Genomic DNA, 14957 nt, shown 5'->3' on the forward strand with positions numbered 1-14957 from the left:
TCAGCCAATAATCGGTGTTTGCAGATGCTGGGTTGGGAAGTGCCGCTCAAAAACTTGGCACACCTTGAGTACCTTTTCATCGGCAAAGCGTGCAGCCACTACCTGCAGGCCTACCGGCAACCCGGCTGAGGTAAACCCGCAGGGCACCGAGGCTGCAGGTTGCTGGGTGAGGTTGAAGGGGTAGCTGAACGGTGTCCAGTCCATCCATTGCTTGAAGCCCGAGGCGGGGGGCACGTTATACCCCGCCTCAAAAGCGGTCAGCGGCAGCGTTGGCGTCACCAATACGTCATACCGTTGATGGAAGGCGTTCATTTGCGCCACCAATGCCGCCCGGGCCTCCATCGCCTCGGTGTACTCGCTCAGGCTGATACCAGCACCCAGTCCAGCGATCTGTAGCAGCCCTGGGTCAACCAGTGCGCATTGCTCGGCACTGAGTTGGCCCATCAGCCGAGCGGCTCCTGCGAACCACAACGTATTGAAAATTTCCACAGGGTCGCTGAAGCCTGGGTCGACCGCTTCCACCTGTGCGCCCAACTGGGCGAGACCCTCAACCGCCTGACCCACCAGCGCTTGAATCTGTGGGTCTACGTTCACGTAGCCAAAGTTGGCGCTGTAGGCGATACGCATGCCCTTGAGACTTTCCCCCGGGGATAGCCATGCAGCTTGACGTGCGGCACCCGCCAAGCCGTCGCGTGGGTCTGGGTGGGCCACACAGTCGAGCATCAGCACCGCATCTTCCACCGTACGGGTCATTGGCCCCAGGTGCGAAAGAATGGTCATGGCACTGGCGGGCCATTGGGGCACATAGCCGAACGTTGGCTTGATCCCGAACGTGCCGGTAAAAGCGCAAGGAATACGGATCGAGCCACCGGCATCGCTGCCCTGATGCAGTACGCCCAGGTTCAAGGCGGCCGCCGCCGCCGCACCCCCCGAAGACCCGCCCGCCGTGAGGCTGGTATTCCACGGGTTGCGGGTAATGCCATAGAGCGGGTTGTCGGTGACGCCCTTCCAGCCGAACTCCGGGGTTGTGGTTTTGCCGACAAGCACAGCACCGGCCTTACGCATGAAGGCGCTGAACGGCGCGTCGATGTCCCACGGGCCTTCGCTATTGGTGGTGCGAGAACCTTTGCGGGTTGGCATGCCACGGGTCAGGGTCAGGTCTTTGATCGAGCTCGGCACGCCGTCCAGGCCCCCGCAAGGGGCGCCTTGCTGCCAGCGTTTTTCGCTGGCGCGCGCGGCGATCCGCGCGCCTTCCTCGTCAATGTGGCTGTAAGCGTTAACTACCGGGTTGTGTTGGGCAATACGGGCCAGCACGTCTTCGGTGACATCCACCGGCGACAGGTCACGGCTGCGGTACAGCGCCAGTAACTCGACGGCAGTCAGCTCGCCAATGGCGGTTTTCTTGTTCATCTCAATGTCCTCCCTGAGCCGCTGTAAGCATGGCGCGCAACAGCACCGCGCAGCCGTCGGCCAGATCCTGTGGCGCAGCGTTTTCAATTTCGTTGTGGCTGATACCCCCTTCGCAAGGCACAAAGATCATTCCCGCAGGGCCCAGTTCGGCAAGGAAGATCGCATCGTGACCGGCACCGCTGACAATCTCCATATGGCTCAGCCCCAGCTCAGCCGCAGCGTGGCGAACGGCCTCGACGCATTGGGCGGCAAAGTACAATGGCGGGAAGTCAGCCGTTGGTGTCAGCTCATAGCTCAAGCCATGTTTGGCGCAGCTGCTCTCTATGATCTGCTGGACTTCCTCGACCATCGCCTGCAAATGCGCGGGGTCGAGGTGGCGCAGGTCGATGGTCATGTTTACTCGTCCAGGAATGACGTTGCGCGACCCCGGGTGCAAATTCAGGCAGCCCACTGTGCCGCACGCATGCGGCTGGTGCGCATGAGCAATACGGTTGATGGCACTGATTACCTCGGCAGCGCCGACCAGGGCGTCCTTGCGCAGGTGCATCGGTGTCGGTCCGGCATGCGCCTCGACACCGGTAAGCACCAGGTCGAACCACTTCTGGCCCAGACAGCCCTGTACCACACCGATGGTGGTCTGGCGATCTTCCAGCACCGGCCCTTGTTCGATATGCGCTTCGAAATAGGCGCCGACCGGATGACCGACAGGCGTACGTTCCCCGGCGTAACCGATACGCTGAAGCTCGCCACCCACCGACAACCCTTGCTCATCGACCTTGTCCAGGGTTTGCTGCAGGTCGAATTTTCCCGCGAAAACGCCCGAGCCCATCATGCACGGGGCAAAGCGTGATCCTTCCTCGTTGGTCCAGACCACCACCTCGAGCGGTGCCTGGGTTTCAATACCCAAGTCGTTCAGCGTGCGGATCACTTCAAGTCCGGCCATTACCCCGTAGCAACCGTCGAACTTGCCGCCGGTGGGTTGAGTGTCGATATGGCTGCCGGTCATCACAGGAGGCAGCGACGCGTCGCGGCCGGCACGGCGGGCAAAGATGTTACCGATGGCGTCGACGCTGATAGTGCAACCAGCGTCTTCGCACCAACTGACAAACAGGTCTCGCGCCTGACGATCCAGTTCGGTCAGCGCCAACCGACAGACGCCACCTTTGGCGGTAGCACCCAATTGCGCCAAGTCCATCAGCGATTGCCAGAGTCGGTCCCGGTTGACCAAAGGAGCGTTGCCGAGCAGGTGCTGCGTAGGATCGATTGAAGTATTCATGGGCAGTCTCCTTTCAGGCGCTCAAGGCCAGATAGCGGTTTTTGATGCTGGGGTCGGCGCGAAACTGCGCCGCACTGCCCTGGTAAGCCACGCGGCCTTGTTCGAGTACGTAGTGGCGGTCGGCAAGGGCGTCGCAAACCATCAGGTTCTGTTCCACCAACAGAATCGACAGGCCTTCTTCCTTGATTCGTCGCAGGATCTTCACCAGCTCATCGACGATGACTGGAGCCAGGCCTTCGGTCGGTTCATCAAGAATCAACAGCTTGGGATCGTTGAGCAGAGCGCGGGCGATGGCGAGCATCTGCTGTTCACCCCCTGACAGGGCAAAGCCGTTGTTACTGCGACGCTCCTTGAGGCGTGGAAACATGGCGTAGACATCTGTCAGTTGCCAACGACTATCCTTGCGCGCCGCGATCTTGAGGTTTTCCTCGACGCTGAGCAGGCGGAAGACACCGCGATGTTCCGGTACCAGAGCGATGCCCTGGCGAGCAATTTCGAAGATTTCGCGACCGACCAGTTGCTGGCCCTTGAAGTGGATCTGACCCTGGCGAGGGCGAACAATGCCGAGGATGCTGCGCAAGGTGGTGGTCTTGCCGGCACCGTTGCGCCCCAGCAAGGTCACAAGCTCACCCTCGCCAACGCTCAGCGAAACACCCTCGAGTACATGGCTCTTGTCGTAGTAGGAATGAATATTCTCGACGTTCAGCATCAGGCAGCTTCTCCGAGGTAGGCGGTGCGTACGCGCTCATCGTTGCGCACGAATTCCGGGGTGCCTTCGACCAGGATCTGGCCATGGCTCATCACCGTAATGCGTTGGCTGATAGACATGACGATGCTCATGTTGTGCTCGATCAACAGCACCGTGTGGTCGCGACCCAGGTCGCTGATCAGATCGGTCATCAACGGAATGTCATCGATGCCCATGCCCGATGTTGGCTCATCGAGCATCAGCAACTTGGGGCGGGCGCAGATCGACATGCCCACTTCCAATACCCGCTGCTGCCCGTGAGACAGCTCGCCAGCGAGGGTGTCGGCGCGCTGGGTGAGCTTCAGACGCTCCAGCACCTGGTCGGCCATGTCCCAGTGGCTGCGCTTGTGCTCTACCGTGCGCCAGAAATTCAATGCGGCCAGGCCATCCCGGCCCTGGGCGGCCAGGCGCAGGTTTTCGCGCACACTCAAGTTCTGGAACAGGCTGGTGAGCTGAAACGAGCGCGCCATACCCAGTCCCACTCGGCCATGGGAAGGTTTGCGAATGATGTTCTGGCCACCGAACAGAATCTCGCCGGCCGTGGCCTGGCGCTCGCCCGTCAGGCAATGAAAGAGGCTGGTCTTGCCGGCACCGTTTGGGCCAATCACCGTATGAATGGTGCCCGCCGTGACTTTCAGATCAACACCGGCCACCGCGCGAAACGGCCCGTAGGCCAGCTCCAGCCCGCGGGTTTCCAAGAGATAATCGCTCATTGCAGGTTCTCCTTGGTTTTGCTTGCGGCGCTTCGCAACGAGCACAAGCGCTTGCCCAGATCGGCCAGGCCGCCCCACAGTCCGCCTCGCATGAACACGACGACCAGAATCAGAATCACGCCCAACAGCATCAGCCAGCGCGGCCACAGGTCCGAGAGCACATCGCCGAGCAAGACGATGGAGCCTGCACCCAGCAGCGAGCCGAACAGCGAGCCGGTACCGCCGACAATGGTCATGATCAGAATGTTTTCCGACATCACCAGGTCGATGTTCGACAGGGGGGCGAAATGCAGCAGCATCGCGTACAACGCCCCGGCAATGCCGGTAACGGCGCCGGACAACATGAACACCAGAATTTTGAAGTGGCGTGTGTCATAGCCAATGGCTGCCGCGCGGGTTTCGTTCTCGCGAATCGCCAGCAGGGTGCTGCCGAACGGTGAACGGATTACCCGCTGTGCGCCCACGAATATCAGCAGGAAAAGCACGGCGACGAAGGCATAGAAGTGGCGTGGATCGCTCAGGTCGACCAGCACATGGCCAGCAATCGACAGATCAGGCCGCGGCACATCGAGCAGGCCGTTGTCGCCGCCGGTCCAGTCGCTGAGGGTGTAGGCCAGGAAATACGCCATCTGACTGAAGGCCAGGGTCAGCATGACGAAGTAGATGCCGGTGCGGCGAATGGCCAGGGCACCTACCAATAGTGCCAGCAGCGCGCCAAACACCGCCGCGCCAAGCAAGGCCGGGAACATGCCCCAGTGCAAATGGATCATCAACAGGGCCGCGCCATAGGCGCCCACACCGAAAAAAATCCCCTGGCCGAACGACAACAGTCCGGTGAAGCCCAGCAGCAGGTTGCAGGCCAGTGCAGCCAGGGCAAATATCAGGATCTCGGTGGCCAGGGTGGTTGATGGCAACAGCAGTGGCAGACCGATCAGCGTGGCGATCACCAGCAGCAACAAGAGGGGTGAACGGCCCTTGGCCAACGGCAACGGGTTTTTATCGCTCATTTTCATGCTCTCCCGAACAGACCGTATGGACGCACCAGAATCACAGCGGCCATGGCCCCGTAGATCATCAAGCTGGCGCCTTGCGGCCAAAAGGTGGTCATCATGCTTTGCACTACCCCAACCAGCAGGCCGCCAACCAGCGCGCCGCCGAACGAACCCATGCCGCCAATCACCACGACGACAAAGGCGATACCCAGAATCTCTGGCCCGACGAACGGTTGCGCGCCGCGCAGTGGCGCAAACAGCACGCCCGCGACGCCGGCCAGGCCAACGCCGAGGGCAAAGGTCAGGGAGAACAGGCGGAAAATATTGGTGCCCAGCAACGAAACCGTTTCTGTGCTTTCGCTACCGGCCCGCACCAGTGCGCCGAAGCGCGTGCGCTCGAGCAACAGCCACAGGCCCAGGCCGATCAGGGCGGAGAAGCCAATCAGGAACAGGCGGTAGTAGGGATAGATGAAGTCGCCAATGATCAGCACGCCGCGCAACTCTTGAGGTACGGCGATGCTTTTGCCCACGGGGCCCCAAATCAGTACTGAAGCCTCCTGGATAATCAGTGCAATCCCCAGGGTTACCAGAATCTGAAAGGTGTGCGGCAAGTGGTAGATGCGTTTGATCAATAATCGCTCGACCACCCAGGCCAGTGCTGCAACGGCCAGCGGGGCCAGCAATAGCGCGACCCAGAAGTTGCCGGTCAGCGCCACGACGGTGTAGCACAAGTACGCACCGAGCAGAAAAAACGCGCCGTGAGCGAAGTTAACGAAGTTGAGCAAACCGAAGATAATGGTCAGGCCCACGGCGATCAGGAAGTAAATCATTCCCAGGCCAAGGCCGTTGAGTAGCTGGAACAGGTAAAGACTGAGCATGCACGAACCCTCTGCAGCGCGCGTAACGGCTGCATTGCAGTAGTGTGGTAGCGAGCGCCGGGGGTCAGGCCAGGGCGCAACCGGTAGTGGCGACGTCGATGAAGGAGCGGCCCGCGCTGATTACCTCGGCCAGGTCATCTTCGTCACGCATCTGCGCCTGCGGCTTGCCGCGCAGCAGGTAGTAGTCCTTCATGACCTGATGATCGCCGGGACGAATCACTTCATCCCCGGTCGGCCCTTGGAAGCTCATACCCTGCAGGGTCTTGGCGATGGCGGCGCCGTCGAAGCTGCCGGTCTTGATAATGGCTTCGAGCATCACCCGAGTGCCGATATAGTCGGCGGCCAGTGGGTAGTTGGGGTTGATGCCGTAGGCCGCTTGCGTAGCCTTGACCAGCGCTTTGTTGAGCGGGGTGTCGACCTGATGCCAGTACTGCGCCCCCAGATAGACCCCTTCGAGTACATCGCTGCCCAACTCCTGGAACTGATCCAGCCCTGCCGACCACACCAGCAGCACTTTCATGCGCTCCTTGATGCCGAAGTTGACTGCCTGGCGCAGCGCGTTTGACGACTGGCTACCGAAGTTGAGCAGCACCAGCACATCCGGCTTTGCGGCAATGGCATTGGTCAGATAACCGGAAAACTCTTGTTCCTGCAGCGAGTGGTAGCTGTTGCCGATATGTTCGACACCGAACTCCTGGAACACCTTGCGGGCGTTTTCCAGCAGCGCGTCGCCGAATACGTATTGCGGAGTGATGGTGTACCAGCGCTTGGCGGCCGGTAGCTGGCGAATCATTGGCACCAGCGTTTCGCGGATAGCGCCGTATGTGGGTACCGACCAGCGGAAGGTTGAGGAATTGCAGTCCTTGCCGGTTATTTCGTCGGCCCCCACCGGGGTCATGAACACGCCACCGACCTTGTGGATCTCCTTTGACACCGCCAGCGCCGAGGAGGACAGGGTGCAGCCCTGGAAAAACCGCGCCTGATCCTGGCCGATAGCCTCCTGGACCTTGCGCACCGCCTTGCCCGCGTTACCTTCAGTATCGATCACCTTGTACTTCAACGGCCTGCCAAGCAGTTGCGGGTGCTCGGAAATGGCCAGGCGTGACCCCATGTCGGCGTACTTGCCGTAACTGGCAAAGGCCCCGGACATCGATTTCAAACCGTAGAAAGTAATCGGCTCTTCGGCGTAGGCCAGGCGCATCCCGGCAGGGATACAACCGAGACTGCCAAGGGCAAGGCCTGCCTTGAGCAGGGTACGTCTTTGCATGGGTAACTCCTTGGTTCTGGTTATTAGGCAGGAGTGGCAATGACAAAGCGGAGCGGCCGGGCCTGTGTGCAGGCCTCTGGTCAGCGGGATCAGTGGTGGTGGTCGAACTCCAGAAGAAAGTTACGGGCGACTTCACCTTCCAGAGCAGTCATGTGCTGTTCGGCATCGCACATGTGCTCGTGCATCAGGCGGCGTACGGCGGGTTCGTCGGCGGCACGCAGGGCCACCAGCAGTTGCTTGTGGTAATCGATGTTGGCGGCGTCGAACTGCTGGCGCTTGGGTTTGTAGGCTTTTTTCAGCACCACCAGATCGCGCAGCAGATCATTAAGAAAGGTTGCCATGAAGCTCAGCAAGGGGTTGGGGCAGCGCCGGGCCAGAATATTGTGGAACTCAAGTTCGGCCAGACGCTGTTCGCGTTGGCCCTGCTCGCTGTCTTCCGGAGTGCTGCAGCAATTGATGTTGGCCTGCAGGGCGTCGAAGTCGCTTTCGTCCAGACGTCCGATTACCGCTACAGCCAGCTCCACCTCAATAACTTTGCGCAGCTGGTACACCTGCTCGCCATCGAGTTGCTGAAAGTGCAGATAGTTGCGCAGGGCGCGGCTGGCGGGCTCAGTCCCGGCTTCATTAAGGTAGGCGCCGCCACTAGGGCCGGTGCGGGTGTTGACCAGGCCTTCGACTTCCAGGGCCTTGAGCGCTTCGCGAGCAGTGCCTTTGGAGCATTCAAAGCTCTCCATCAGCTCGCGCTCGGTGGGTAGTCGGTCACCGGGGCGCAGGGCGTCGATGACAATCGAGCGCTTTACCGACTCGACAATCATGTCCGAGAGCTTTTGACGTTTGCGCTTGAGCGGGCGTTTGAGCATGGAGGCTATTTATCGTATTAATGCGGATAAATAGTACTTAATGATCTTTGGTCGAATAGGTCAACAGGGGGATGGGGGAGGGTGTCGCAAATGAGGGCTTAAGGTCGCTTATGGGTATGTGCGCACGACCTTGTGGGCGCCGGCGTCTGCCGGCTCCACAGATAAGGCGGGTTAACGTTGCGCGCCCGGCCCTTGCTCCAGGTGCGCCGGGCTGCAATACCACTGCGAGCCCCGGTGCAAGGCACGATCGCTGGGCAGGTGCACGCCACAATGGGCGCAGCGCACCATTTTCAGCGGGTCTTCAAGACTGTTGTCAGGCCTGGCAGCAGTGCTGGCCTTGAACTTGCGCCACAGCCAGAAAGCAGCGGCAATCAGGGCAATCCAAAAAAGTAGGCGAACCATGGTGTTCAGCTTTATCAATAAAGAGCTTCAATTCTAGGGCTCAGGCATAAAAAAAGGGAGGCCTGGCCTCCCTTTATCTGTTGCGTGATTGATCAGTCAAACACGCCGAAGGTCATGTAGCTGAACCAGGAGCGGTCGTCGTTATTGCCTTCCGCTTCGTGTTCTTCTTCCTGCACGGCGTCGCCGTCTTTTGGCAGCAGGTCGGCTGGAATCGCTTCCTTGGCGTCTTCGTACTGGCGGATAACGTCCTGGTTGGCACGGGTTTCACCCGGTGGCAGCGGCGTTTCGCTTTCGATCAGGCCCAGCGTGGCCTTGGACAGCCAGGAGCGGTTGTCGGCTTCATCCTGCTTGGGCTCGAACTGACCGTCCACCAGGCTTGGGTGATCCGGGTAGTTGAGCTTGAGGGTTTCCAGGCTGGTGGCGGCCAATTCGTCCAGGTGCAGACGCATATAGGCTTCGGTCATCACCGCCAGGCCGTCACCGACCGATGGGGTTTCCTGGAAGTTCTCGACCACATAACGACCACGGTTGGCGGCAGCTACATAAGCCTGGCGGCTCAGGTAGTAGTCGGCGACGTGAATTTCGTAAGCCGCCAGCAGGTTGCGCAGGTAGATCATGCGCTGCTTGGCGTCTGGCGAGTAACGGCTGTTAGGGAAGCGGCTGGTGAGCTGGGCGAACTCGTTGTAGGAGTCGCGGGCAGCACCCGGGTCACGCTTGGTCATGTCCAGCGGCAGGAAGCGCGCCAGCAGGCCACGGTCCTGGTCAAAGGAGGTGAGGCCCTTGAGGTAGTAGGCGTAGTCGACGTTCGGATGCTGTGGGTGCAAGCGAATAAAGCGTTCGGCGGCCGCCTTGGCAGCTTCGGGCTCGGCGTTCTTGTAGTTCGCGTAGATCAGCTCGAGCTGGGCCTGGTCGGCGTAGCGACCGAACGGATAGCGCGATTCCAGAGCCTTGAGCTTGCTGGTGGCGCTGGTATAGCTGTGGTTGTCCAGATCGGCCTGCGCCTGCTGGTACAGCTCGGCTTCGCTCAGGTTTTCGTCGACGACTTCCTTCGAAGAACAAGCAGCGGTCAGTCCGAGGATGGCGATCAGCAGCAGGTGTTTCACTTGCATGGCGGCTTGCGTCCCTATGACGGCCGCTGTCTTGGGCGTGGCCGTCCTGTTATGATGAGCACCCCGATGCAACACCCGGGGCAAAAGACGTCGTATTTAACCACAAGCGCGCAGTCGAAACCAAAGGCTGTGCCGCCCGCTGATTCGAGCATGTCCGAGATCATTCAACTTAGCGCAGAGGTGCCGTCCGAATTGGGCGGGCAACGCCTCGACCAAGTCGCCGCACAATTGTTCGCTGAGCACTCGCGCTCGCGCCTATCCACCTGGATCAAGGAGGGGCGCCTGACGGTTGACGGCGCAGTCCTGCGTCCACGCGATATCGTCCATGGCGGCGCGATGCTGGCCCTTGAGGCCGAGCAGGAAGCCCAGGGCGAGTGGGTGGCCCAGGATATCGAGCTGGATATCGTCTATGAAGACGAGCACATCCTGGTAATCAACAAGCCTGCAGGGCTGGTGGTTCACCCGGCCGCTGGCCACGCCGATGGCACCTTGCTCAATGCCCTGCTGCACCACGTGCCGGATATTATCAACGTACCGCGTGCAGGCATCGTTCACCGCCTGGACAAAGACACCACCGGTCTGATGGTGGTGGCCAAGACCATCCAGGCGCAGACACAACTGGTTACTCAGTTGCAAAGCCGCAGCGTCAGCCGCATCTATGAATGCATCGTAATTGGTGTAGTCACTGCAGGTGGCAAGATCAACGCACCTATCGGTCGTCATGGTGGCCAGCGTCAGCGCATGGCCGTGACCGAAGGCGGCAAGCCGGCTGTCAGCCATTACCGTGTACTGGACCGCTTCCGTTCCCATACCCATGTACGGGTAAAGCTGGAAACCGGACGCACCCACCAGATCCGCGTGCACATGGCTCACGTGAACTTTCCGTTGGTCGGCGATCCGGTCTACGGCGGACGTTTCCGTATTCCGCCCGCGGCGAGCATCACCATGGTCGAGGCGCTCAAGACGTTCCCGCGTCAGGCCCTGCATGCACGTTTCCTGGAGCTGGATCACCCGGCAACAGGTGAGCGCATGGGGTGGGAGTCGCCGCTTCCAGACGATTTCGTCTGGCTGCTGTCGCTGCTCAAGCAAGACCGCGATGCGTTCGTAGGATGAGTGAGCTGGCGCGCGAACTGCTGATCCCCAACTGGCCTGCGCCAGCCGGGGTTCGCGCGTGCGTCACCACGCGGGCAGGTGGCGTTAGCCTGCCTCCGTATGAAAGCTTCAACCTTGGCGACCATGTGGGCGATGCGCCCGACGCGGTCGCCGAGAACCGTCGGCGTCTTACCGCCGAGTTCGGTATCCAGCCTGCCTGGCTCAAGCAAGTGCATGGTGTAGTGGTGGCGGATGCCGACCCGGGCGTAATTGCCGAGGCCGATGCCAGCTGGACCGCCACTCCAGGCATTGCCTGCACGGTAATGACCGCCGATTGCTTGCCGTTGCTGTTCTGCAATCGCGACGGCACACGGGTTGCCGCTGCCCATGCGGGCTGGCGTGGCCTGGCCAATGGCGTCATCGAGGCCACGCTTGATCGCCTGGCGTTGCCCCCGGAAGACGTACTGGTGTGGCTGGGCCCGGCTATTGGCCCGCAAGCCTTTGAAGTAGGTCTGGAAGTGCGCGATGCCTTCACGACCGTTCATCCGGAAACTGCCCAGGCCTTCGTGCCCGGCGCAAGTACGGATAAACTGATGGCCGATATCTACATGCTGGCTCGCCTGCGTTTGGCAGCCCGTGGTGTAACAGCGGTGTATGGCGGGGGTTATTGCACCGTCAGCGATCAGCGCTTCTATTCTTACCGGCGAACCCCCCAAGGCGGTCGCTTTGCCTCTTTGATCTGGCTCGCTCCACGCTGACCTGAATCAACCCCGCTAAGCTTGAATCCTCCAGAATCACCCTTATCTAATGGGGTATCTCTGGCAGGTTTATCTTCATCAGGTGTGTCCATCGCTCCGGCCTGCCCAAAAAGGAAGGTAACTTATGCGAATAGACCGTTTGACCAGCAAGCTACAACTGGCGTTATCTGACTCCCAATCCCTGGCTGTTGGTATGGACCATCCTGCCATCGAACCTGCGCACCTGCTGCAAGCGTTGATCGATCAGCAAGGTGGTTCGATCAAGCCGTTGCTGATGCAGGTGGGCTTTGACGTTAATGCCCTGCGCAAGGCGTTGAGCAACGAACTCGACCAACTGCCAAAAATCCAGAACCCTACCGGCGACGTGAACATGTCGCAGGACCTGGCGCGCCTGCTCAACCAGGCTGACCGCCTGGCCCAGCAGAAGGGCGACCAGTTCATTTCCAGTGAACTGGTGCTGCTCGCCGCCATGGACGAGAACAGCAAGCTCGGCAAATTGCTGCTGAGCCAGGGCGTAACCAAAAAAGCCCTGGAAAATGCCATCAGCAACCTGCGTGGCGGTGAAGCAGTCAACGACCCGAACGCTGAAGAGTCGCGTCAGGCCCTGGACAAGTACACCGTCGACCTGACCAAGCGCGCCGAAGACGGCAAGCTCGACCCTGTGATTGGCCGTGACGACGAAATTCGCCGCACCATTCAGGTGTTGCAGCGTCGTACCAAAAACAACCCGGTGCTGATCGGTGAGCCTGGTGTGGGTAAAACCGCAATCGCCGAGGGCCTGGCCCAGCGCATCATTAATGGTGAAGTGCCGGACGGCCTTAAAGGCAAGCGTCTGCTCTCGCTGGATATGGGTGCGTTGATTGCCGGTGCCAAGTTCCGCGGTGAGTTTGAAGAGCGCCTCAAAGGGTTGCTCAATGAACTGTCCAAGCAGGAAGGGCAGATCATTCTGTTCATCGACGAGCTGCACACCATGGTCGGCGCCGGTAAAGGCGAAGGCTCCATGGACGCTGGCAACATGCTCAAACCCGCCCTGGCGCGTGGTGAGCTGCACTGCGTCGGTGCTACAACCTTGAACGAGTATCGCCAGTACATCGAAAAAGACGCAGCACTTGAGCGGCGCTTCCAGAAAGTACTGGTAGAGGAGCCGAGCGAGGAGGACACCATCGCCATTCTGCGTGGCCTCAAGGAGCGTTACGAGGTTCACCACAAGGTGGCGATTACCGACGGCGCAATCATTGCCGCGGCCAAGCTCAGCCATCGTTACATTACCGACCGGCAATTGCCGGACAAGGCTATCGACCTGGTAGACGAAGCGGCCAGCCGCATTCGTATGGAGATCGACTCCAAGCCTGAAGTGCTCGATCGCCTGGAGCGCCGTTTGATTCAACTGAAGGTTGAATCTCAGGCGCTGAAGAAAGAAGAAGACGAGGCCGCGCTCAAACGTCTGGAAAAACTGACCGAAGAGATTGCCCGTCTGGAACGTGAGTACGCCGATCTGGAAGAAATCTGGACGTCGGAAAAAGCCGAAGTGCAGGGCTCTGCGCAGATCCAGCAGAAAATCGAACAGTCGCGCCAAGAGCTGGAAACCGCTCGACGCAAAGGCGACCTCAGCCGCATGGCCGAGCTGCAGTACGGGGTTATCCCGGATCTGGAGCGCAGCCTGCAGATGGTCGACCAGCACGGCAAGGCCGAGAACCAGTTGCTGCGTAACAAGGTAACTGAAGAAGAAATTGCCGAAGTCGTTTCCAAGTGGACCGGTATCCCTGTGTCCAAGATGCTTGAAGGCGAGCGGGAAAAACTGTTGAAAATGGAAAGCCTGTTGCACGAACGGGTGATCGGGCAGGAAGAAGCCGTGGTTGCGGTTTCCAACGCGGTACGGCGTTCGCGTGCCGGGTTGTCCGACCCGAACCGGCCAAGTGGCTCGTTCCTCTTCCTCGGCCCAACCGGGGTAGGTAAGACCGAGCTGTGCAAGGCGCTGGCCGAGTTCCTGTTCGACACTGAAGAGGCAATGGTGCGTATCGACATGTCCGAGTTCATGGAGAAACATTCCGTGGCTCGCCTGATCGGTGCTCCACCAGGCTACGTCGGCTACGAGGAAGGTGGCTACCTGACCGAAGCGGTACGGCGCAAGCCTTATGCCGTTGTGCTGCTCGACGAAGTCGAGAAGGCGCATCCGGATGTGTTCAACGTGTTGCTGCAGGTGCTTGAAGATGGACGCCTGACTGACAGCCACGGTCGCACGGTAGATTTCCGTAATACCGTGATCGTGATGACCTCCAACCTGGGCTCGTCGCAAATCCAGGAGCTGGTAGGGGATCGCGAAGCGCAACGGGCTGCAGTGATGGATGCGGTGGGTTCACACTTCCGCCCCGAGTTCATCAACCGGATCGACGAAGTGGTGGTGTTCGAGCCTCTGGGCCGAGATCAGATCGCTGGCATCACTCAGATCCAGCTGGGCCGTCTGCGCAGCCGTCTGGCTGAGCGCGACCTGAGCCTTGAGCTGAGCGACGAAGCGTTGGATAAACTGATCGCTGTCGGTTACGACCCGGTCTACGGCGCACGGCCTCTGAAACGCGCCATCCAGCGTTGGATCGAAAACCCGTTGGCGCAGTTGATCCTGGCTGGCAAGTTCCTGCCTGGCACCGGAATCACCGCCAAGGTAGAGGGCGAAGAAATCGTCTTTGCCTGATTTTTCGGTGGGTTAAGTTAAGGCCTCGATTTCGAGGCCTTTTTTTTCTTTGCATTTTTTCTCAACTGCTTGTAAAGTGCGCCCCGCTGTATGTCACCCCGCAGGTTTCCGGCAAAATTGGGAATCTGAAAAAAAGTTGCAAATCAGTAAGTTGAATGCAAATTAAGGGTTGACAAGGGTTTTGAAAGTTGTAGAATAGCGCGCCTCAGAGACATGAACGCAGCGATGCACAAGGTCGAAGAGTTCGAAGCGGTAGTGATACAGTTTTCGAAATTGCAGTACTTGAAGTTGTAGTTCCGCGATAGCTCAGTCGGTAGAGCAAATGACTGTTAATCATTGGGTCCCAGGTTCGAGTCCTGGTCGCGGAGCCAAATTTCAAACCGGGGTATAGCGCAGTCCGGTAGCGCGCCTGCTTTGGGAGCAGGATGTCAGGAGTTCGAATCCCCTTACCCCGACCATTTTTGGGTCGTTAGCTCAGTTGGTAGAGCAGTTGGCTTTTAACCAATTGGTCGTAGGTTCGAATCCTACACGACCCACCATTTTCGAATCCGGTTCGCTGGGTTTGGATCTTAAAAGGTTGGAACGCCATTAGCGTCCAGCCGTAAAAAAGGCGCCTTAATCGGTGCTTTTTTTTTACCGGGGTATAGCGCAGTCCGGTAGCGCGCCTGCTTTGGGAGCAGGATGTCAGGAGTTCGAATCCCCTTACCCCGACCATATTCAGAAAAAAGGGCACCTTGAAAAAGGTGCCCTTTTTTCGTTTCTG

General features: G+C 59.5%; 13 protein-coding genes and 4 tRNA genes. 7 read left to right on the forward strand and 10 right to left on the reverse strand.

The window, feature by feature from the left end:
* The 10 genes from H8F21_RS21875 to H8F21_RS21920 all read right to left on the reverse strand — a co-directional run bounded on the left by H8F21_RS21875 (position 1) and on the right by H8F21_RS21920 (position 9655).
* On the reverse strand, positions 1-1410 hold the full coding sequence (locus tag H8F21_RS21875; protein WP_203585298.1) for an amidase: 1410 nt from the start codon (positions 1408-1410) through the stop codon (positions 1-3).
* A gap of 1 nt (position 1411) precedes the next feature.
* The gene (locus H8F21_RS21880) at positions 1412-2686 is read right to left on the reverse strand and encodes a Zn-dependent hydrolase (protein WP_203479391.1); all 1275 of its coding nucleotides are present in this window, start codon (positions 2684-2686) and stop codon (positions 1412-1414) included.
* A gap of 13 nt (positions 2687-2699) precedes the next feature.
* Positions 2700-3395 carry an ABC transporter ATP-binding protein gene (locus H8F21_RS21885; RefSeq protein ID WP_203585299.1) on the reverse strand — a complete coding sequence of 232 codons (696 nt, stop codon included), beginning with the start codon at positions 3393-3395 and terminating at the stop codon, positions 2700-2702.
* A complete protein-coding gene (locus H8F21_RS21890; protein ID WP_203543643.1) occupies positions 3395-4147 on the reverse strand; it encodes an ABC transporter ATP-binding protein in 753 nt (250 codons plus the stop codon). Before H8F21_RS21890 ends, H8F21_RS21885 begins: the two co-directional genes overlap by 1 nt.
* Positions 4144-5154 (reverse strand): branched-chain amino acid ABC transporter permease, encoded by a 1011-nt coding sequence (locus tag H8F21_RS21895; protein ID WP_203479394.1) that lies wholly within the window; start codon positions 5152-5154, stop codon positions 4144-4146. Before H8F21_RS21895 ends, H8F21_RS21890 begins: the two co-directional genes overlap by 4 nt.
* Positions 5155-5156: 2 nt before the next feature.
* On the reverse strand, positions 5157-6017 hold the full coding sequence (locus H8F21_RS21900) for a branched-chain amino acid ABC transporter permease (protein WP_203585300.1): 861 nt from the start codon (positions 6015-6017) through the stop codon (positions 5157-5159).
* 64 nt (positions 6018-6081) lie between these two features.
* Complete coding sequence (locus tag H8F21_RS21905; protein WP_203479396.1) at positions 6082-7284, reverse strand: ABC transporter substrate-binding protein; 1203 nt, start codon at positions 7282-7284, stop codon at positions 6082-6084.
* A gap of 89 nt (positions 7285-7373) precedes the next feature.
* Positions 7374-8144 (reverse strand): FadR/GntR family transcriptional regulator, encoded by a 771-nt coding sequence (locus tag H8F21_RS21910; RefSeq protein ID WP_203479397.1) that lies wholly within the window; start codon positions 8142-8144, stop codon positions 7374-7376.
* A 171-nt stretch (positions 8145-8315) separates the two neighbouring features.
* A complete protein-coding gene (locus H8F21_RS21915; protein WP_136474490.1) occupies positions 8316-8546 on the reverse strand; it encodes a PP0621 family protein in 231 nt (76 codons plus the stop codon).
* Positions 8547-8638: 92 nt separating this feature from the next.
* On the reverse strand, positions 8639-9655 hold the full coding sequence (locus H8F21_RS21920; RefSeq protein WP_203479399.1) for an outer membrane protein assembly factor BamD: 1017 nt from the start codon (positions 9653-9655) through the stop codon (positions 8639-8641).
* Between the two features lie 150 nt (positions 9656-9805).
* On the opposite strand from H8F21_RS21920, the gene rluD reads away from it, so the two are divergent.
* From rluD to H8F21_RS21955, 7 genes are all read left to right on the forward strand, one after another.
* Positions 9806-10768, forward strand: coding sequence for a 23S rRNA pseudouridine(1911/1915/1917) synthase RluD (gene rluD / locus H8F21_RS21925; RefSeq protein WP_203479400.1), 963 nt, complete (start codon positions 9806-9808; stop codon positions 10766-10768).
* Positions 10765-11505 carry a peptidoglycan editing factor PgeF gene (pgeF, locus tag H8F21_RS21930; protein ID WP_203479401.1) on the forward strand — a complete coding sequence of 247 codons (741 nt, stop codon included), beginning with the start codon at positions 10765-10767 and terminating at the stop codon, positions 11503-11505. Before rluD ends, pgeF begins: the two co-directional genes overlap by 4 nt.
* A 124-nt stretch (positions 11506-11629) precedes the next feature.
* Positions 11630-14194, forward strand: a complete 2565-nt coding sequence (clpB, locus tag H8F21_RS21935) for an ATP-dependent chaperone ClpB (protein ID WP_203479402.1) — start codon at positions 11630-11632, stop codon at positions 14192-14194.
* Between the two features lie 295 nt (positions 14195-14489).
* Positions 14490-14565: transfer RNA gene (locus tag H8F21_RS21940), tRNA-Asn, on the forward strand.
* 10 nt (positions 14566-14575) lie between these two features.
* Positions 14576-14652: transfer RNA gene (locus H8F21_RS21945), tRNA-Pro, on the forward strand.
* Between the two features lie 5 nt (positions 14653-14657).
* Positions 14658-14733, forward strand: a tRNA-Lys gene (locus H8F21_RS21950).
* Positions 14734-14831: 98 nt separating this feature from the next.
* Positions 14832-14908, forward strand: a tRNA-Pro gene (locus H8F21_RS21955).
* The last annotated feature ends 49 nt before the right edge of the window (positions 14909-14957 follow it).

This window comes from Pseudomonas arcuscaelestis, assembly GCF_016881005.1.
Lineage (GTDB): Bacteria > Pseudomonadota > Gammaproteobacteria > Pseudomonadales > Pseudomonadaceae > Aquipseudomonas > Aquipseudomonas arcuscaelestis.